This is a genomic window from Nocardia higoensis (assembly GCF_015477835.1).
In the GTDB taxonomy this organism is placed as follows: Bacteria; Actinomycetota; Actinomycetes; order Mycobacteriales; family Mycobacteriaceae; genus Nocardia; species Nocardia higoensis_A.
In genome coordinates this window covers 408,868-427,736 of sequence record NZ_JADLQN010000003.1, presented here as the reverse complement: position 1 = coordinate 427,736, position 18,869 = coordinate 408,868, and the positions used below count along the sequence as shown (strand labels likewise).

Annotated in this window: 13 protein-coding genes; 4 read left to right on the top strand and 9 right to left on the bottom strand. The window is 69.0% G+C overall.

Annotation, left to right across the window (positions count from 1 at the left end; genetic code table 11):
- Positions 1-538: 538 nt before the first annotated feature.
- From IU449_RS19805 to IU449_RS19795, 3 genes are all read left to right on the top strand, one after another.
- Positions 539-1,489, top strand: coding sequence for a ParA family protein (locus tag IU449_RS19805; RefSeq protein WP_228805369.1), 951 nt, complete (start codon positions 539-541; stop codon positions 1,487-1,489).
- A 55-nt stretch (positions 1,490-1,544) separates the two neighbouring features.
- Positions 1,545-2,690, top strand: coding sequence for a ParB/RepB/Spo0J family partition protein (locus tag IU449_RS19800; protein ID WP_195003587.1), 1,146 nt, complete (start codon positions 1,545-1,547; stop codon positions 2,688-2,690).
- A 188-nt stretch (positions 2,691-2,878) separates the two neighbouring features.
- Positions 2,879-3,604 (top strand): GNAT family N-acetyltransferase, encoded by a 726-nt coding sequence (locus tag IU449_RS19795; RefSeq protein ID WP_195003586.1) that lies wholly within the window; start codon positions 2,879-2,881, stop codon positions 3,602-3,604.
- 94 nt (positions 3,605-3,698) lie between these two features.
- On the opposite strand, the gene IU449_RS19790 is transcribed toward IU449_RS19795, so the two are convergent.
- From IU449_RS19790 to IU449_RS19755, 8 genes are all read right to left on the bottom strand, one after another.
- Entirely contained in the window at positions 3,699-4,913 is a 1,215-nt protein-coding gene (locus IU449_RS19790; protein ID WP_195003585.1) for an N-acetylmuramoyl-L-alanine amidase, read from the bottom strand.
- A 183-nt stretch (positions 4,914-5,096) separates the two neighbouring features.
- A complete protein-coding gene (gene trxA / locus IU449_RS19785) occupies positions 5,097-5,429 on the bottom strand; it encodes a thioredoxin (protein WP_195003584.1) in 333 nt (110 codons plus the stop codon).
- Between the two features lie 49 nt (positions 5,430-5,478).
- Positions 5,479-6,462, bottom strand: a complete 984-nt coding sequence (gene trxB, locus IU449_RS19780) for a thioredoxin-disulfide reductase (protein ID WP_195003583.1) — start codon at positions 6,460-6,462, stop codon at positions 5,479-5,481.
- A gap of 140 nt (positions 6,463-6,602) precedes the next feature.
- Positions 6,603-7,451, bottom strand: coding sequence for a hypothetical protein (locus IU449_RS19775; RefSeq protein WP_195003582.1), 849 nt, complete (start codon positions 7,449-7,451; stop codon positions 6,603-6,605).
- 237 nt (positions 7,452-7,688) lie between these two features.
- Positions 7,689-8,297: an RNA polymerase sigma factor SigM gene (sigM, locus tag IU449_RS19770; protein WP_324188338.1), complete on the bottom strand. Its 609-nt coding sequence runs from the start codon at positions 8,295-8,297 to the stop codon at positions 7,689-7,691.
- Positions 8,298-8,515: 218 nt separating this feature from the next.
- Positions 8,516-12,199 (bottom strand): murein biosynthesis integral membrane protein MurJ, encoded by a 3,684-nt coding sequence (locus IU449_RS19765; RefSeq protein WP_195003766.1) that lies wholly within the window; start codon positions 12,197-12,199, stop codon positions 8,516-8,518.
- Positions 12,200-13,348: 1,149 nt separating this feature from the next.
- Complete coding sequence (locus IU449_RS19760) at positions 13,349-15,811, bottom strand: DUF6049 family protein (RefSeq protein WP_195003580.1); 2,463 nt, start codon at positions 15,809-15,811, stop codon at positions 13,349-13,351.
- Positions 15,808-16,353, bottom strand: coding sequence for an NUDIX hydrolase (locus tag IU449_RS19755; protein ID WP_195003579.1), 546 nt, complete (start codon positions 16,351-16,353; stop codon positions 15,808-15,810). Before IU449_RS19755 ends, IU449_RS19760 begins: the two co-directional genes overlap by 4 nt.
- A gap of 133 nt (positions 16,354-16,486) precedes the next feature.
- On the opposite strand from IU449_RS19755, the gene IU449_RS19750 reads away from it, so the two are divergent.
- Positions 16,487-17,932, top strand: coding sequence for a CCA tRNA nucleotidyltransferase (locus IU449_RS19750; RefSeq protein WP_416382200.1), 1,446 nt, complete (start codon positions 16,487-16,489; stop codon positions 17,930-17,932).
- Positions 17,933-17,956: 24 nt separating this feature from the next.
- Here IU449_RS19750 and IU449_RS19745 read toward each other — a convergent pair whose 3' ends face one another.
- Positions 17,957-18,775 carry a hypothetical protein gene (locus tag IU449_RS19745; RefSeq protein WP_195003578.1) on the bottom strand — a complete coding sequence of 273 codons (819 nt, stop codon included), beginning with the start codon at positions 18,773-18,775 and terminating at the stop codon, positions 17,957-17,959.
- Positions 18,776-18,869: the final 94 nt, after the last annotated feature.

Genomic DNA, 18,869 nt, shown 5'->3' with positions numbered 1-18,869 from the left:
CAGGCGGGGGAAGGAAGTCAACCATGTTTCATGTGAAACATCGCGGATGGGCTCGCGGCCATGGCGCATGGCTGCCACCCGTGAGAGCAGGGGGCTGCACCGCGAACCGTCGCCGATCCACGTCGGAGGAGTCCGAAATAGCGACGGACCCTGCGACGCTCCCGCGGCGCGCATGGTGGCCGGGTGGCCGAGAATTCGACGCGCCGCGTTTCACGTGAAACGAATCGCCGATGTTTCTCGGGTCCGATGCGTTGCACCGCGATTCAACTTTCCTCACGCGCTCGGTGCTGGCAAAGTATGTGGCGTCGGGCGTGAGCAGAGGTGCCACGGAGCGATTCGAGTGTGCGGGCGTTTTTCCGCCCAGCCGACCGGGTGTCGTCACCCGGTTCGCGCATCGGGGTCGCGCCGACACACGGCGGTTTGAGGCACGGCGACGACACCCGGTTTGTCGCGCGGTCTGTAGTTCTCGGGTTAGGAGCTGTCTATGTCGAGCGGTCCGGCGAATGTTTCACGGGAAACAACGTCGCGTGTGCCGGGGATGCTGGACTCCAGCAACGTCGATGCAGACGCATTCGGTAGCACGCCCTTCGGGCACATCTCCCCCAGCGAGACCCCGATCGCGGCCGAGGCTCAGCGAGCCAGCCGGATGCTACATCCAGGAAAGGTGGACGTGCCGAAACCTCGCGAACAACGAATCATCACCATCGCCAACCAAAAGGGCGGTGTGGGCAAGACGACCACCGCGGTGAATCTCGCCGCGGCGCTCGCTCATCAAGGCATGAAGGTGCTAGTGATCGATCTCGATCCGCAGGGCAATGCGAGTACCGCGCTGGGCATTCCTCACCACTCCGGCGTGCCCTCCAGCTACGAGTTGCTCATCGGTGAGGTCAGTGTCAAGGACGCGATCCAGGTGAGTCCGCACAGTGAGCGTCTGCTGTGCATTCCGGCCACGATCGACCTGGCCGGTGCGGAGATCGAATTGGTCTCGATGGTTGCCCGCGAGGGTCGCCTGAAAGCCGCCATCCAAGAGGCGAACATCGCCGGGTACGACATCGACTACGTGATGATCGACTGCCCGCCGTCCCTGGGCCTGCTGACCGTCAACGCGATGGTTGCGGCCAAAGAAGTCCTCATTCCCATTCAGTGCGAGTACTACGCGTTGGAGGGAGTGGGGCAGCTGATCCGCAATATCAGTCTCGTCCAAGCGCATCTGAATCCCCAATTGCACGTCTCCACGGTGATCCTCACGATGTACGACGGACGGACCAAACTGGCCGACCAGGTCGCCGAAGAGGTCCGCGGCCACTTCGGAGATGTGGTGCTGCGCTCGGTGATTCCGCGCAGCGTCAAGGTCTCCGAGGCACCGGGCTACGGAATGACGGTGCTCGATTATGATCCAGGCTCCCGGGGCGCGATGAGTTATCTCGATGCCGGACGTGAGATCGCGCAGCGGGCGATGGCGCGTCAGCTGGCGAGCGGCGCGGAGTGATCCGCGTCGGTACGACACGGTGTGATGGCGAACTAGCGAAGGGATCGGTGAGCCGATGAGTCAGGCGAAGAAGGGTGGACTGGGGCGCGGTCTTGCCGCGTTGATTCCCACGGGCCCGGAGACGGTCCCCAACGGGCTCGGAACCATTCCCGCTGGGACCGGGACCGTTCCGAGCGGGCCGGCTCCGGTTCGGCCCGCTCCCGCCCGACCCGCGTCCAACGGGTCCGCCACCAAGGCGCTCGGCGTCACCCCGAATGGACTCGGCGTGGCGGCGGCCAACGTCATCATCGGCCTCGATCCCGCCGATGCGCAGGCGTCGTCACCGCTGCCCGACACCATCGACAGAAACGCCGACGGGGATCTCGTCCTCTCCGCCGGCGCGGTCTATCGAGAGATTCCCCCGGACCAGATCGAACCGAATCCCAAACAGCCTCGTCAGGTTTTCGAGGACGAAGCCCTGGCCGAGTTGGTCCATTCCATTCGCGAATTCGGACTGATGCAGCCGATCGTGGTCCGCCGGCTGGAGCCGGGCGTCGACCGCTTCCAGCTCGTCATGGGCGAGCGGCGGTGGCGCGCCTGTCAGGAGGCCGGGCTCGAAACGATTCCCTCGATCGTCCGGGAGACCGCCGACGATTCGATGTTGCGTGACGCGCTGCTGGAGAACATCCATCGCGTGCAGCTCAATCCGCTCGAAGAAGCGGCGGCCTATCAGCAACTGCTCGAAGAGTTCGGGGTCACCCACGAGGAACTGGCGACTCGGATCGGCCGGTCCCGTCCGGTAGTCACCAACATGATCCGACTATTGAAGCTGCCGATCCCGGTGCAGCGACGGGTCGCGGCGAACGTGCTGTCGGCCGGCCATGCGCGGGCGCTGCTCGGGCTGGAGGGCGGCGCCGAAGCTCAGGAGGCGCTGGCCGCGCGGATCGTCGCCGAGGGCATGTCGGTGCGTGCCACAGAGGAAGCCGTCACCCTGGCCAATCGCGATCCGGACGCCGCGACCGCTCCCCCGGCGCCCAAGCGCAAGCCGATTCACATGCCGGGTCTGCAAGATGTCGCCGAGCAGTTGTCGAACTCCTTCGACACCCGCGTCACGGTGAGCTTGGGCAAGCGCAAAGGCAAGATCGTGGTCGAGTTCGGCTCCGTGGAAGATCTCGAGCGGATCGTGGCGCTCATGCAGCAACAGCAGGAACTCCAGCTGTGACACGAGTGACGAAATCGGGCCCGAAAAGCCGATGAGCCGACCCCCAGCGCCGAAACGTCACTGTGACGGTGCGCTGAGGGGGCCTTGACCGACAACAGCACAGAGACGTGGAATGAGGCAGGTTCTAAGATGATCTGTGATGCGGCGTGAGCGTGGATGAATCCGACAGCTGGAGGCTGAACAGAGCGGTGTCGACCAGCGTCACAGCACTGACCCTCGACGGGTTGGACAAACTCCCCACACACGCCAGGCGATGTGTGTTCTGGGAGATCGATCCCGCCGTCGCCGCGGACTCCCACAGCTTCAGTGATCCGGTCTTCGAAAAGGAGGCCTGGCTCTCGACAGTCATGCTGGAGTGGGGTTCCTGCGGTCAGGTCGCGCACCTCGCGGGCAAGCCGGCCGGCTGCGCACTGTACTCGCCGCCGACCACCGTGCCGCGCGCCGGGTTGTTCCCCACCTCCCCGGTGAGCCCGGACGCCATCCTGCTGACGACCCTGTACACCGAACCCGCCTACCGCGACGAGGACATCGCTCATCGCCTGCTGCAGGCTGTGGTGGCCGATCTGGTGCGACGTGGTGTGCGCGCGCTGGAAGCCTTCGGGCTGCGCTCGGGCCCCACCTTCGAACCGCTGTCGGATCGGCTGGCCGGTTCGATGCGGTTGATGGAGCGCATCGGCGCTCCGGTGCGCGAGAAGTCCTCCTCCCCCGCCGGGTGTTCCCCGGAGACCTGCATGATCGATGCCGACCTCCTGGAGGGCTTCGGATTCGAAGTCGTCGCCGACCATCACCGCTTCCCGCGACTGCGCCTGGAACTCGACTCCGACCACGGCTGGAAAGAGGACGTCGAGCGCGCCCTCGATCAGTTGCTCGCGGCCGCTTCGATGGCCGTGCCGACCCGTGCCGGTGCCCACTAGCAGCAGATCGCACCGATACCGCAGAACGATCTGTCCCCGCCGAATGGTTCTCCGGCGGGGACAGATCGTTCTGGGTCGAGTGAGAAAGCGCGGCTCAGCTGCGGTCGGCGGCCGCCAGCTCCTCGGCAAGCAACTCGGCGAAGGTGTAGGTGCCGGTGGGCTGGTCATCCTGGCCCAGCAGGTACAGCCGCTTCACCGAGATCAGGATGGCCTCGGCGATCACATCGCGCATCCGCGGGTTGGTGAGTACGGAGGCGTCATATTCGTTGGTCAGGTAACCGATGTCGACCTGAACGGTCGGCATCTTGGTCAGACGCAGCAGATCCCAGGTGCGCGAGTGGGTACGGCAGTCCTGCAGCGAGGTCCGCGCGACCACTTCCCGCTGGATGAAGCCGGCCAGCACCTGCCCGATCATGGAGACCGAGCCGTGTGAATTACCGAAATGGAAGCTGGCCACACCGTTTGCCGCCGGGCTCGGATTGGTCGCGCAGCGCAGCGAGATCATCAGATCGGCGTCGAAAGTGTTGGACGTCTCCGCACGTTCGGCATCGGTGGGATTGGCGCCCCACGGCCGCGACAGGAAGGTCTCCATGCCGGTGGCGGCCATCCGGCCTTCCAGCCTGCTGGCCAGATCCCAGAGGATCTCCGACTCGTAGACGTCACCGAATTCCGAGGGCACCGCGTGACCTTTGTCGGGGCCGCCGAGACCGGGATCGATGACGATGCGCTTGCCGGTCAGCTGCGGCCCGGCCCGGTGCACGACTTCTTCCTCGGCGATGCGATGGGGATTGCCGCCGGTGACGCGGGCGCCGAGCAGATCCAGCGAGCGCAGCGTGTCCGGCCCGCAGATCCCATCTGCCGACAGGCCGATCTCGCGCTGGAAAGCGGTGAGCGCCTCATGGGTGTGCGGGCCGAAATAGCCGTCGACCCGGTGCACGTAGAAGCCGAGATCCTGCAGCCTGCGTTGCAGGCTGGCCACGTCGTCGCCGTAGAGCGGCGCGGACAGCTGGTAGATCAGCGTGCGCGCGCCCAGCCGGTAGGAGGCCTCCTTGAGGGCCCGGTAGGTCGCCGGACCGACCACGCCGTCGACCAGCAGCCCGCGATGCTGTTGGAACGCGCGGACCGCGGAGTCGAGGTGGTGGTCGAAGGAGGCCGCTGTGTCCTTCCAGTACTCGGGCGAGTCCGAAGTCTGCGAGACGCCCGGCGTCGGTGAGTTCCCGGAGTGCGCGTGCAGGAAGCCGAGACTTGCCAGGGTGTTCCGGACCTCTGCTACGGCGGGTCCGGTATCCCCGTGACGAAGTCGGTGCATGCGTAAGAGCCCTTTCCTTCCGTCCACCGGGATACCCACCCGTGTGATGGCGCACACCACCTCCACACGATGCGGAACATGGTCGATTGTCTCAGACCTGACTCCGCTTTCGGCAATTACCCGGGTGCAGGCATCCTACGGCGCGTCGGCAGTGCCCGCGTCGAATGTCACCGGTTCACGGCGTCAGAGGACGTCGCTCAGCTCGCGCAGCAGGGCGGCTTTGCCCTTGGCCCCGACGATCTGCTTGACCGGCTTACCGCCGCGGAACAGCATCATAGTGGGCAGCGACAGGACTTGATAATCGCGCGCGGTGCTCGGGTTGGCGTCCACGTCGAGCTTGGCGACGGTCAGCTTGTCGGCGTGCGAGCCCGCGATTTCCTCGAGGACGGGTGCCACCATCTTGCACGGGCCGCACCAGGTGGCCCAGAAGTCGACCAGCACAGGCTTTTCGCTCAGCAACACCTCGTCGGCGAAGGTCGCGTCGGTGACGTCGACCGTCTTGCCGTTCTCGGCCATGGATACTCCTTGTGTCTATCTCGGGGCGATCGCGATCAGGCGAGCGAGATCAGTTGGCGTGCAGGGCGACCGGCTCACCGGCGGCGGCATGCTCGGTCCCGGTCGCGCCATGGTGGGCCAGCCAGCGCTCGGCGTCGATCGCGGCGCGGCAGCCGGTGCCCGCGGCGGTGATGGCCTGGCGGTAGGTGTGATCGACCAGGTCGCCGGCGGCGAACACGCCGGGGATGGCGGTGGCCGTCGTGGGGTGCTCGACCAGCACGTAGCCCTCGTCGTCCAGTTCGACCTGGCCACGCACGAGTTCGCTGCGCGGATCGTGACCGATCGCGACGAACAGCCCGGTGGCGGCCAGTTCGGAGGTCTCTCCCGTCCGGGTGTCGCGCAGCACCAGGGAGGTCACCGAGGTGTCGCCCTTGACCTCGGCGACCTCGGCGTTGAGCACGAACTCGATCTTCTCGTTGTCCCTGGCGCGGTCGAGCATGATGCGCGAGGCGCGGAACTCCTCGCGACGGTGCACGATGGTGACCTTGGAAGCGAACTTGGTGAGGAAGGTGGCCTCCTCCATCGCCGAGTCGCCGCCGCCGACCACGACGATGTCCTGACCGCGGAAGAAGAAGCCGTCACAGGTGGCGCAGGCGCTGACGCCGCGGCCGAGCAGCCTCTCCTCACCGGGCACACCCAGGTAGCGTGCCGCCGAACCCATCGCCAGAATGACGGCCTTGGCCAGATAGGTGTCGTCGCCGACGGTGACCTTCTTCACCGAACCGGTGAGATCCAGGGCGTCGACGTCCTCGGTGCGGATGTCCGCGCCGAATCGCTTGGCCTGCTCGCGCATCTCCTCCATGAGATCGGGGCCCATGATGCCGGCGCGGAAGCCGGGAAAGTTCTCGACCTCGGTGGTGGTCATCAGCGCACCGCCGAACTGGGTGCCCTCGAACAGCAACGGCTGCAGGTCGGCACGTGCCGCGTAGATGGCGGCGGTGTAGCCGGCCGGGCCGGAGCCGACGATGATCAGGTCGTGAACTGACGTGCTCATGAGACCCTTCCGAAAGATCTGGCGGGGGAACGTGATGGTCAACAACAGCCTAAACGCTGTTGTTCCCCACCAGGAGGCAGCGTTGCCCCGGTCACGCCCGGGGCCGCCCGAGGTTCGGAAGACCGCCCGGGGCGGGGGACTCAGCCGATATCGGTGATGTCGAGCACGCGGGGATCGTCGGCGCCACAGCCCGGCTCCACCACGAGCGCGGTGATCTTCGGCGTTCGCGGCCCGGCCACCAGGATCAGTACCGCTTCCGAACCCCGGTAGGTGATGTTCATCGCGCCGAGCACGGGGCGGTCCACCCCGGCGGCGCGGACGCAGCTCTCCAGTGCAGCGGAATCACCGAGCGGTCCGCTGACCTCGTGACGCCCGAGCGCGGCCAAGGCCGCGGTGGCGTCGATTCCCTGGCCGCCGTCGACGGTCGGTGTCGGCTGCGCGCTCGGGGACGGTTCGGTGCCGGTGTCGAGGATACGTAGACCGACCCCCGCGCCTGCCAGGACAGCGACCGCGGCGGCCGCTGCCGCAGCCCACCGCACAACGGAGGCTCTGCGCGGACGCAGCGGGATCGGTGCGATCGGACGCTCGGCCGGTGCGGCGGTGCTGCTCGGGCCTGCGGCGCCATGCGCCGGCACGCCCGAGATCGGACCCGAGACGCCGTTCCCGAGTGGGCGCGGCCGAGGCACCTCGGTGAGACGTGCTGTCGGTTCGTCCCCCGCCACCTCGTCGCGGGCGTCCACATCGTCGAGGAACGCGATCAGCCGATCGGCGACATCGCCGGGCATCCGGTGCACGATCAGATCCTCGGTGCCGAGCGCGCGCACCCGTGCGGTCACCTCGTCGAGATCGCGCAGATAGTCCGTGGCTTCCGCGTCGGCACGGACCACCGGCCACAGCCGTGCGGCGAGGTCGGGGTCGATGTTGTCGGCGTGCAGGTCGGCGAGCAGCTCCGCTGAGAAGGGAGGCTGCGGTACGGACCGGGTCGCCATCGCACCTCCGTCTTTCCCACTGGACATCTGTGTCTTTTCGCCTCGGGGGTGGTCACCGCCTGGTGGGTGGTTACCGCCTCGGGTATGGTCACTCGCCTCGGGCATGGTCACCGTCCGGCATGGTCACTGTCCGGCATCGTCACTGTCAGCCACCACCGCTGTTTTCGGGTGCGGCCTCGGTGAGGTCGCGTTGTGATCATCGCCTATCAGCTCTTCACTGTTAATGACGCGCCACGATTACTTTCGGTTCCCCGGATCGCGTAGAAAATCGAGACGCTCCTGCAAACGCTGCCTGGCGCGGGCACACCGGCTCTTGACGGTGCCCACCGGAACGCCGAGCAGCGCGGCCGCATCGGCCACGCTGTACCCCTCGAGATCGACCGCGACCAACGCGGTGCGCTGGTCGGGCGGCAGCGAGAACAGCGCGCGATCGACCACGATGGACAATTCCAGCTCAGCGTAGTCGTCGCGCACGACGGTCGGTTCCGGCAGGGATTCGGGTGCGATCGCGATCGCGCGGCGGGTCTTGTTGCGCCGTATCCGGTCCAGGCAGGCGTTGACCACGATGGCGTGCAGCCAGCTGCGCACCTCCGCCTCGGCGCGGAACGAGGCGGCCGTGCGATGTGCCGACAGCAGCGCGTCCTGCAGCGAGTCGGCGGCGTCTTCGCGGTTGTAGGACGTGCGCAGGGCGGTCTGCCAGAGGTGGTCGTTGTGCCTGCGCAGGAGTTCGGCGAAAGCATGCCGCCGCCCGGCTACGTGTTCGTGCAGGAGTTGGACGTCGGTGAGCTCCGCGAACGCGAACGAGCGCCCGCCGTCCGCTGCATTCGGCCGCGAACGTCCCCCCACGGAATCCTCGTTCACTTCGGACGACAAAACCAACCCCTTGGACAGTGCTCACCCGGTTCCGGTCATCGGCGACCGACGTCGGAGATGATCTCCGCGGCATCCGGGCCGATCACACGAGAACCCGGGAACTCCCCCGCCGAGAGCGCCAGCCGATCATATCGGCAGGGTCGAATGAGCAGCAAGCAGAGGATATTTCGCAGCCCGAGTGGCGAACCGCGTCAGGGGGTGGCGTCGAACCGCAGGTCGGCGATCGAGGACTGGAACTGGCTTCCCTCGTTGCCCAAGCCGGTGATCCACACCAGGACGTAGCGTGCCGATTGTCCGGCACTGACCGGAATTTCGGTGAGGCCGTCGGCCAGCACGCCGGAGCCGATCAGCTGGGTCTGATCCAGGGTGGGTGAATTCGTCGGCGCGGTACGGATTTCCACCGAGGTGCCGGGCGTCGGCGAGACGATCGAGACGTTGCTCAGTTTCGCCGGGCTCGGCAGGGTCGCGATCAGGCCGACCCCCTTCTTGAGGGCGGGGAACTGCTGGAAGTACTGATCGGTGCGCCACACGGTGGCCGGATCGTTGTCCAGCACCGCGGCCACCGAGTTCACGCCGTCCGGGGTGCCCTGCGGAGAAAACACGTCGACTTCGGTGACCGGAACCGGGACTCCGCCCGTGACCGGCTTGTTCGGCGCGGCGCCGGGCGATTGCGGTGCGGGCGCGGGCGTGCTCTCGGTGGTCAGGCCGATATTGCGCTGTTCGTCCAGCGGCTCGTCGGAGGCGCCGGGCGCGAAAATGCTCACCATCCACCAGATCACCACGCCGACCACCAGCGCGGCCAGCACGCCGAGCCCGACCATCACCCACAGCATCCGCTGCGAGCGCTCCCGCTCCTGGGCCAGCAGTTCCGGATCGGCCAGCGAATCGTCGCCGAGCGGCTGCTGGCGCTGGCCCAGGCGCAGCACCGGGATGAAATCGGTCTTCTGGTCGACCACCGAGGCCTGTTCGAGGACGTGCTGGACGGTGGCGGCGGTGCGTACGCCCTTGTTGGACTCCAGCGAGCGCACCGCGACCGCGGAGATCTCGAAGGGCACCTCGGGGCGGATCTGGCGCGGTTCGATCGGCGTGCCGTCCGGGCCGAAATCGGCCAGGTGCAGCCCGCCCACCGTCGCCGCGTTGCCGCTGACCCCGCCCGGGCGAAGCGGCCAGCGGGCGGTGATCAGCGCGTAGAGCATGGCGCCGAGACCGCGCACGTCGGACTGGGCGTCGGCGTCGGCGAGCGTGCCGGGGAAGGCGAGCACGGCGTCACCGGAGGCGCTGATGCGCACCCGGTCGGGATGGTCGATGGACAGCGAACCGCCGCCGCGATGGGCCAATTCGGCCGCCGAGGCCAGCGCGCGGATGGCGCGGGCCGCGCCGATCGGCGAGGGCACCGTCTCGGCCATCTCACGCAGGGACCGGCCGGGCGTCCATTCGGCCACCACGATGCCACCGGAGCTGCCGCGCACCACGTCGAGCACGCGGGCCAGGCCGGGCGAATTGATCCGGCCCAGGCGCAGCGTGCGCGACAGGATCGCCTGCGGTCCGTCGTGACCGGAGTTCTCGGCGGCCCGCTGATCGGCGTCGACGAAGGTCAGCGCGACCTCGCGATCGAGCTTGATGTCCAGCGCCTGCCAGAACTTCAGCCCGCGCGCGCCGCCGTGGCTCGCCAGCAGACGGTAGCGTCCCCCGGCCACCGAAGCACCGGGCATGAGCTTGGGACCGCGCTGCACCCGCTTGGTGGTTTCGTCGTCGACCGGGGGCGGCAGCTGACGGGGAGGGATCGGGATCATGCCGGTGTCGTACATCGGGTCGCGCGGCGGCGCCTGATGCCGATCGTCGCGTGGTCCCGGTGTGGACTGGTTCTGCTGGGCGGGTTCCGGGCTCGACGGCTCCCCCGTGGCAGGGGGTTTGTCGGTCGACACCCCTGCCGTCGGCGGCGTGGAAGAACCCGCGGCCGGGACGCCGCCCACCGCCGCGTCGTCGCTCACCCTCGTGCCTCCTTCGCCCAGCTTGATGGTCTCGTCATCGAATGCCGAAAGATCGGCCTCGCCGCTTATCCCCTTCTGCCGAACAGGGTACGGGAACGGGACCCGGACGGTCGGGTCGACAGGTTCCGACCGGATCACGGGTAGCACCATCGTCTGCGCGTCCATGACCGGGTCGAAGCCGGTGTAGATGTAGCGTTCCGGCCTGCGCAGCACCTGGGTGGCGTGTTCCTCCTCGACCGGGCCGTCCAGATCGAGGTCGGGCGCGGGCGGTGTGATGCCGAGGCGGCGGGAGACAGCGACGGTGATCGCGACGACTTCGGGGATGCCCGCCAGGCGCATCAGGCCGAAGGCCACCGTGAACAACACGACGCCGTCGATGGCGACCCGGATCAGCGAGCCGGGCCCGCCCATCGATGCGGAGAGCCGGTCCAGTCCGAGCACGATGTCGACGATCCACATGACCGCGCCCGCCGCCACCGAGGACAGCAGCACCCGGGTGATGGTCCGCCCGACATTGGCCATCCGCAGATCGCCCAGGCTGCGATGCAGCAGATAACCGCCGATCAGCGCGCCGACGCCGAAACTCACGCCGTTGACCACGCCGAGCACCAGCACCACCTGGTCCGGGGAGCTCGCGATGGTCGGGGCCAAGGCGGAGAGACTGATCTTGACGCCGGTGATGCCGAGGATGATCCAGGTCGGCGTCCAGGCCTGTTCCCTGGCGTAGAACACCCGCAGGTGGATCAGCACCATCGCATAGGGGATCAGCGAGAACGCCGACCAGGCCAGGGCCTGACCGAGACGTTCGGCATCGCCTGCGAATCGCGCGTAGCCGAACAGCGCCTCACCGACCTGCGTGCCCGCCAGGGTGAAGAAGGTGACCACCGGCAGCAGTGCGATCATCGTCAACCGGGTGGCCACCGACAGGTCGTCGACCACCGCGGGGGTGTCGTCGGCGGCGGCGTTGCGACTCAGCCGCGGCATGATCGCGGTCAGCAGGGTCACGCCGAGCACGCCGTAGGGCAACTGCAGCAGCAGCCAGGTGTAGGAGTAGATCGCCGGGCCGGCTTCGTCGGACTTGGAGGCGATGTTGTTGGCGAAGACCAGCCCGACCTGGCTGATCAGCACGTAGAGGATGATGGCCGCGCCCATGGTGCCGAACTGCTTGAGCCGATCGTCGAGGCCCCACAGCGGGCGTAGATCGATGCCCTCACGCCGGATCGCGGGCAGCAGCACCATCGCCTGGGTGACCACGCCGAGAGTGACGCCGACACCGAGGACCAGCAATTTCGGATCACTCATCCGCACCGGATCGAGGCTGATCTCACCCGGGGTCAATGCGTAGGTGGCCAGCACCACCAGGACCACCACATTGTTGAGCACCGGCGCCCAGGCGCCCGGCTTGAAGTTCTGCCTGGTGTTGAGCACCGCGGTGAACAGCGCGGACATGCCGTAGAACAGGATCGCGGGGACCAGCAGGAAGGTCAGTGCCGTGGTGAGCGCGGTGTCGACCTTGCCGTCGGAGTCGACGAACACCCGGGTGGCCAGGATCGGGGTGGCGGCCAGGGTCAGCGTCGTCGCGATGGCGAGCACGGTGAACGCGGCGGTCACCAACCTGCGGACGAACGCCCGGCCGCCGTCGAAGTCCTCCTGTTCGGCGCGCACCAGCGTCGGCACCACGATCGCGGTCAGCACCGCGCCGAGCACCAGTTCGGCGATCATGTTCGGGATCAGGCTCGCCGAGGTGAACGCACTGGCGATCTCCGGGCCGAGGACGGCCGCGAGCATCAGCACCTTGGCGAAGCCGGTGATCCGGCTGACCAGCGTGGCCACCGCGATCGACCCGGAATCGCGCAGCAGTCGCGCCGCCGCGCTCTTCTTCATCTCCTCCGGGCTCTGCTCGGCTTCGCTGTCCCACTTGCTGCTGGGCCGGTTGTTCCTCGGCTGGGGTGGCGGGACGAATCGGCTCGGCGCGGGACGTTGCCGACCGCCGCCCGCCGCCACCGGTTCGGGCGCGCCCGCCCGCGCGGGTGCGGGCGTGACCGGACGCGCACCGTACGCCGGGGTCGGGGCGGGGCGCCCGCTCGCGGGCGGCTGCTCGCCGGGTCGGCGCGGGGGGATGCGAGTCGGCTGGGCCGGACCCGGCCTCGGCGCGCCCTGCGGGCCCGCGAGGGGATATGTGGCCTGCCCGGGGTGCGGTGCGGGAGTCGCCGGTCCGCCGGGGTGCGGCATCGGCGGCTGCTCTTGGGCCTGCCCACGGCGCGGTCCCGCTCCGTGGGCAGGAGGCACGGCCGCGGAGCCGCCGGGGGCACCACGCTGTTCGGGGAAGCCGCCGGGCGGTCCGGCCGGACCCGGCCGACCGGCCGAGCCCGGCTGTCCGTGGCCCGGGGGCACGGGAGCGGGTGCGGGCTGTTGCCCGGGTCCGGAGGCGTTCGCCCGCCCGCCGGGGAACGCACCGGGGCGAGCGGGCGCCGGACCGGGCGGAGCCGCGGGGTCGTGCTGCGCGGGGAACGGCCGCGACGGCGGCGGCATGGGACCGGTGGCCGGTCCCATGCGGCGCCCCGGCGGCATCTGCGGCCTGCTGACCTGCGGGATACGCGGAGGCGGACCGCCCTGCGGATCGCGTGCCGTCATGCCGGGCCGATCCCGCGGTGCGGGACTGCGCTCCCACGGTGCGGATGGGGTCCGGGCAGGGGGAGCGCCGTGTGGCCGGTCCTCGGACAGCTCCTCGGACGAGCGGCCGACTGCCTGCCGCTCGTCGCGCTGCCGGTCGGGGCTGTGACGGTCGCCGGACTGCGGCCGATGAGCGGAGAGGTCATCGTCGCTCATCATGCCTCCTGTGTCGTCCCTGACCCGTGCCCGACGGCCCGGTCCGGCGTTTCGCCGACCGGGCATCTTCCCCCGCCGCACCCCCGGATGTCGAACCCGTGGCCACGCCCGGACGAGGTGTTGCGGGGTAGTGCGCCTCGAGCTGCGCGGATCCGCCGATTCCCTTCGATTGTTCCTTACCGCGCGGGGGTACCGGGGCCCGACTCACTCGTCCGCCGGATCCGGCCTGCCACGGAACCGGTGGTACAGCCTGCGACCGGCCAATCCGAACAGCAGCAGCGCGGCGCACGCGGTGATGATGGCCAGGATCTGGCCGTAGGCGTTGGATCGCACCGAGACCGATGTGGCCTCGCCCAGCAAGATCCCCTCGGCCGTGGTGACCGAGATGGGGATCACCAGTTTGCGGCTGTCGTTCACCTCGGTGGGCACCCGGAACGAACGGGTGCCGTTCGGCGGCAGCTGCTGCTCGCCCAGGTCGGTGATGTTCGCGCCCGGGGGCGCTTCGATGCGGAACCGGATCCGGACCGCCACCGGCAGATCGTTGCGCGCCACCAGCAACAGCGGGCTCTGCTCGGTGGCCAGGGTGTAGACGCCGCCCGGCGGCAGCACGGTCACAGAGCGGTACAGCTCGTCGAGAGTGCGCGTGGTCTGGTCGAGGCGGCGCTGAGCCCAGGTGTCGGGCTGGCCGAAGGTGCCCGACCGGCGGTCCGACAGGGTGAGTACACGCAGTAGGTCGTCGCGTAGCGGAGTGAGGAACTCGCTCGGGGTCGGTTCCAGCTCCGGCACCGAGACCAGCGAGGCGAACAGGTCGGTGATCCGCCTGCTCTGCACCCTGGTCGGCTCGATGAAGCGGCCGGGCACGGCGTCGCTCGCGGCGCGCGCCGAATAGTCCACCTCGTAGGGCACCGGGTCGGGCGCCTGCGCCACCAGATCGGTGAGCGCGCGCGAGGTGGCGAGCCCGGTCCGTATCAGCGTTTCGACCTGGCGCAGCAGCGCGGTCGCCTCGTCACCGCTTGCCCCCCACTGTTGCGGCGGCATCATCAGCAGCGAGCGGGCACCCGGGGCCTGCGGATTCAACGCCCGCCAGGTGATCGCGCCGAGCGCGTCCTGCAGACGTGCGGTTCTGGAATCGTTGGTGACCTCGTAGCGCACGCTGCCCGGCGTGAACGACGGGGTCGAGGGGTTCGAGCCGACCGCGGCCAGCGCCGTCGCCGACCAGATGTCGAAGGTCGTCACCCGCAGCGCCGAATCCTGGGGTATCACCGGCGCCGGGGCCGCGGCCGGCGATTGCGGGGCGCCCGCGGCGGGCGGGCCGTCGACAGCGGGCGCCGTGCCCGCGGCGGGCTCGGCGCTCACCCCGGGCAGGCGCACCACATCGGGCGCGGGCGCGGGATCGCCCACCGCCCACGAACCGCCGTAGGAATAGTCGAGATCGCCGACCGCGGACCCGGCGCCCGCGCTGCCCTCCGGCGCGGCGGCGGTGCCCGCCAGCACCGCGGTCCCGTAACCGTGGCCGCGCAGCATCGCCGCGCCCGCGGCGTCGAGGGCGCCCGCGTCGGGCAGGGCGAGCCCGCGCACCGATTTCACAGCGAGTGTCGCGTCGATAATCTCGGCGGGCTCGGCCAGCGCGCGTGCCGTCAGCGCCGGATCGCCCACCGCGGCCAATGCCGCCGGATCCACCTGCGCGAAAGGCAGGGCCACCGTGCACAGGGTGGGCGCCAGTGCGCGCAGCCGGTCCAGCCACGTGGCGGCCTGTTCTTCGCCGATCCCCTGCCTGGTCGCGCCTTCGGGGTCCGACGGGCTGGCCAGCACCCGGTAGCCGGCGGTCATCGCCTGCACCGTCAGCAGCAGGTCCGGGTCGACGGCCAGGCAGATCGACGAGGCCAGGCGGCGATCTCCGGCCGTCCTGGTGACCGTCTCCAGCGCGCCGAGCAACTGGTCGAGCCTGCCGCCCTTGCCGAGCGAACCGGCCAGCTCGTCGTCGGTCAGCACGGTGGTGCTGTCCACCGAACCGGTGGCGCCGGCCACCAGCCTGGGCCGGTCGGCCAGCGGCCACACCACGGTCGTTGCCACCGGTGCGGGCGAGGGCGCCGGTTGCGCGCCCGGATCGGCCTGCGGGACCCCGAGCACCGGCAGCAGGAAGCGCGCGTCGTCCAGCCGCGCCTGTCCGCCGTAGGCCGGGGTTCCGTTGACGTTCAGCAGCACCGGATACACACCGGGCTCACTGATCTGCAGCGACGCCTCCGCATCCGAGAGCAGCGGGATGCTCACCGTGAACTGGCGCCGCTGGCCCGGACTCAGCTCGTCGACCACATCCTCGAACGGACCGACGAGGTCGTAGCTCACCTGATCCAGCTGCAGGGTCGAGCGCAGCTGTGAGGGCTCGGTGACCGCCGCCGCGCGCTGCACACGAACGCTGACGTCCTCCACGGGACGATCACCGATATTGGTCACCGTCCCCGCCACCGTCAGCACCGGATCCGAGGAGGGCGTCACCGTCGACGGGGTGACCGAATCCACCGCCAATTTCACGAATTGCGGGGTCGTGGAATTGCTCGATCCACTCGGCTGAGCCTGTGCGGGTGTGGCAGGAGTCCCCGCCACCATCGCGACCGAACCCAGCAGAGTCAGGACCGCAACGAATAACCGGAACAGCCCACGCGTCATTGCTTGCCGGTCTCCATCCGGTCGATCAATCGATTCGCCACCTCCGCCAGACGTCGTTCGTCCGCGTAGGCCAATCGTGAATTCAACTCCGTCAACGGAACCCACGCCACCTGCGTGACCTCCACATCCGCATCGGACAATTCACCGCCCACCGAACGCAGCAGGAAATGATGCACCGTCTTGTGCACCCGGCGTCCCTCCGTGACGAACCAATAGTCGATGTCGCCGAGCTCGGCAACCACGACACCCTGGATGCCGGTTTCCTCGGCAACCTCGCGGATCGCGGTCTGCTCGGCCGTCTCCCCTTGCTCGATATGCCCTTTGGGCAGCGACCACAGCAGGCGTCCGCGCCGGTCGGTGCGCCCGATCAGCGCGGCGCACCGCTGCTCGCTCGGACCGTCCAGACCGTCGACCACCAGCCCCCCGGCCGATGTCTCCCGTACGGTGCGCATGCGAGGTTTCGCCACATCGCCCGGAGTGGCCGCCGAACCGCGGCGCCGAGGCTGGCGGCGTCGACTGTTCGCGCGATCGGCCGGAGACACCAAGCAAGCTTACTGTGTCATTTCAGCGCTCCCGCGCGGCGGCGCAGCAGCGGGTGGCCTCCGCGTCGCGATATACAGTTCGTTCGTGGTTTCGCCCGAGTCCGGAGATGTCGTCGTGTCCGATCAAGTCGCCTTGGCCGTCGAGGAGAGGCGTACCCGGTTGCTGGCCTCGGCGGCGGTCACCCTCGGCAGATTGGATGATGTGCTGGCTCCGCTGGGCGCGTTGTTCGCCGCTCGCGGCCATGAGCTGTACCTGGTCGGCGGCAGTGTCCGCGACGCGGTGCTGGGCCGGTTGGGCACCGATCTGGACTTCACCACCGACGCCCGGCCCGAGCAGGTGCTCGAGATCGTGCGCGGCTGGGCCGACCACGTCTGGGACACCGGCGGGCTGGCCTTCGGCACGGTCAGCGCGGCCAAAGCGGGTCAGCAGGTGGAGATCACCACTTTCCGCAGCGACAGCTACGACCGGGTCTCGCGCCATCCCGAGGTCACCTTCGGCGATTCGCTCGAGGGTGACCTGGTGCGGCGCGATTTCACCGTGAACGCGATGGCCGTACGCATAGCCGCGGACGGCTCGCTGGAATTCGTGGACCCGCTGGGCGGAATGGACGCGTTGCTGGCCGGCGTGCTCGATACCCCGGCCGCGCCGGAGGATTCCTTCACCGACGACCCGCTGCGCATGTTGCGGGCCGCCCGGTTCGTCTCCCAGCTCGGCTTCGCACTGGCGCCCCGGGTGCGTACGGCGATCATCGCGATGGCGGAGGAGATCGACCGGATCACCGCCGAGCGGGTGCGCACCGAACTGGACAAGCTCATCGCCGGCGATCACCCGATCGACGGCATCGACGTGATGTGCGAGACCGGGCTGGCCGAGCGGGTGTTGCCCGAAGTGCCCGCGATGAAGCTCGAGATCGACGAGCACCATCAGCACAAGGACGTGTACTGGCATTCGTTGACGGTGTTGCAGCAGGCCATCGACCTCGAGGACGGCGATCCCGACCTGGTGTTGCGCTGGGCGGCCCTGCTGCACGACATCGGCAAGCCCGACACCAAGCGCAACGAGCCGGGCGGCGGGGTCAGTTTCCACCACCACGAGGTGGTCGGGGCCAAGATGGTGCGCAAACGGATGCGCGCGCTGAAATATCCGAAGCAGTTCACCGAGGATGTCGCCCGCCTGGTGTTCCTGCACCTGCGCTTCCACGGCTACGGCAAAGGTCAGTGGACCGATTCGGCGGTGCGTCGGTACGTCACCGATGCCGACGACCTGCTGCCCCGGCTGCACAAACTCGTGCGCGCGGACTGCACCACCCGCAACAAGCGCCGGGCCGCCGCCCTGCGCGCCACCTACGACGACCTGGAAGCCCGCATCGAGCGGCTGCGCGAGCAGGAGGATCTCGCCAAGGTCCGCCCCGATCTCGACGGCAACGCGATCATGGAGTTGCTGGATCTGCGACCGGGCCCCGATGTCGGGCGGGCCTGGAACTTCCTCAAAGAGCTGCGCCTGGATCGCGGTCCGCTCACCCGCGACGAGGCCGAGGCCGCCCTGCTGGAGTGGTGGACGTCCCAGCGGCAGGGGTGATCGTCCCCGCCGGACGACCATCGGTCAGAAGATGATCAGCGTGGTACCCGCGACCACCGCGTCGCGGATCTGCGCCAGGTCGAACGAGGCCGTGTTCTCGGCCAGCTCCAGGCGGAAGCGCACCAGGTCGCCCTCGCGTGCGGCCCGCGCGATCCGCAGGCCGTGCGGCAGATCCGACAGCAGCACGCCCGGCGGGGCGGGTGTCATCCGCCGGGGCAATCGGATGCCGCGCCACCACGCTCGCTCCACGCGCATGGTCAGGCGGTCGTCGACGATCTGTCCCTCTACCAGCGCGGTCACCCTGCGAGTGCGATGTCTGACCAGCAGCCTGCCGTCCGCGTGCACCTGCGCCCGCCAGTCCAGGCCGAGCGCGTCGATCCAGCTCGCCAGCTCGGCGACGGTGAGGGTGCCGGTCACGACGACGCCCGCCACACGCACCTTGGTCGGCACGCCGGGAATCAGCCGCACCCCATGCGCGACAGCGGTGACCGTCTCGAAACAGCGACCGTCCCAGTCCAGTTCGGAGAGCACCGTCTGGGCTTGGAAGTGCGCGCCGCGCCTGCGCACCTTCAACACCCGCAAGGTGGCGCGCAGTTCGTGACCCATCACCGTGACGGCGATGTCCTGACCGCCGAACCGGCTGAGGATGCCTTCGCTGAGCATGGTCAGCAGTACGTCGGGCAGCAGCGCGGTGACGGTGCCCGAGCCCAGGTCGACCACCGGATCCACCCATGCGCTGCCGGCGGCGAGCCACTGCTCCAGCCAGGACTGGTCGAACAGCCGTCGGCCGATCTCGACGGCCCGCAGCGGAGACCAGGAGGTCGGATCGAAGTACGCGGCCATGGCTGTTCGAGCGTACCGCCGGGCGCGCGTCGACACCGTACGTGCGCCGCGTCGACAATGGAGGTGGATACGCCGACGCAGGCGTAGGCACCGG

Coding starts and splice junctions, on each gene's coding strand:
- trxA (WP_195003584.1), bottom strand. CDS start 5,429: ATGGCCGAGAACGGCAAGACGGTCGACGTCACCGACGCGACCTTCGCC.
- IU449_RS19775 (WP_195003582.1), bottom strand. CDS start 7,451: ATGGCGACCCGGTCCGTACCGCAGCCTCCCTTCTCAGCGGAGCTGCTC.
- IU449_RS19745 (WP_195003578.1), bottom strand. CDS start 18,775: ATGGCCGCGTACTTCGATCCGACCTCCTGGTCTCCGCTGCGGGCCGTC.
- IU449_RS19760 (WP_195003580.1), bottom strand. CDS start 15,811: ATGACGCGTGGGCTGTTCCGGTTATTCGTTGCGGTCCTGACTCTGCTG.
- IU449_RS19790 (WP_195003585.1), bottom strand. CDS start 4,913: ATGCACCGACTTCGTCACGGGGATACCGGACCCGCCGTAGCAGAGGTC.
- IU449_RS19805 (WP_228805369.1), top strand. CDS start 539: ATGCTGGACTCCAGCAACGTCGATGCAGACGCATTCGGTAGCACGCCC.
- IU449_RS19800 (WP_195003587.1), top strand. CDS start 1,545: ATGAGTCAGGCGAAGAAGGGTGGACTGGGGCGCGGTCTTGCCGCGTTG.
- IU449_RS19765 (WP_195003766.1), bottom strand. CDS start 12,199: ATGAAGAAGAGCGCGGCGGCGCGACTGCTGCGCGATTCCGGGTCGATC.
- trxB (WP_195003583.1), bottom strand. CDS start 6,462: ATGAGCACGTCAGTTCACGACCTGATCATCGTCGGCTCCGGCCCGGCC.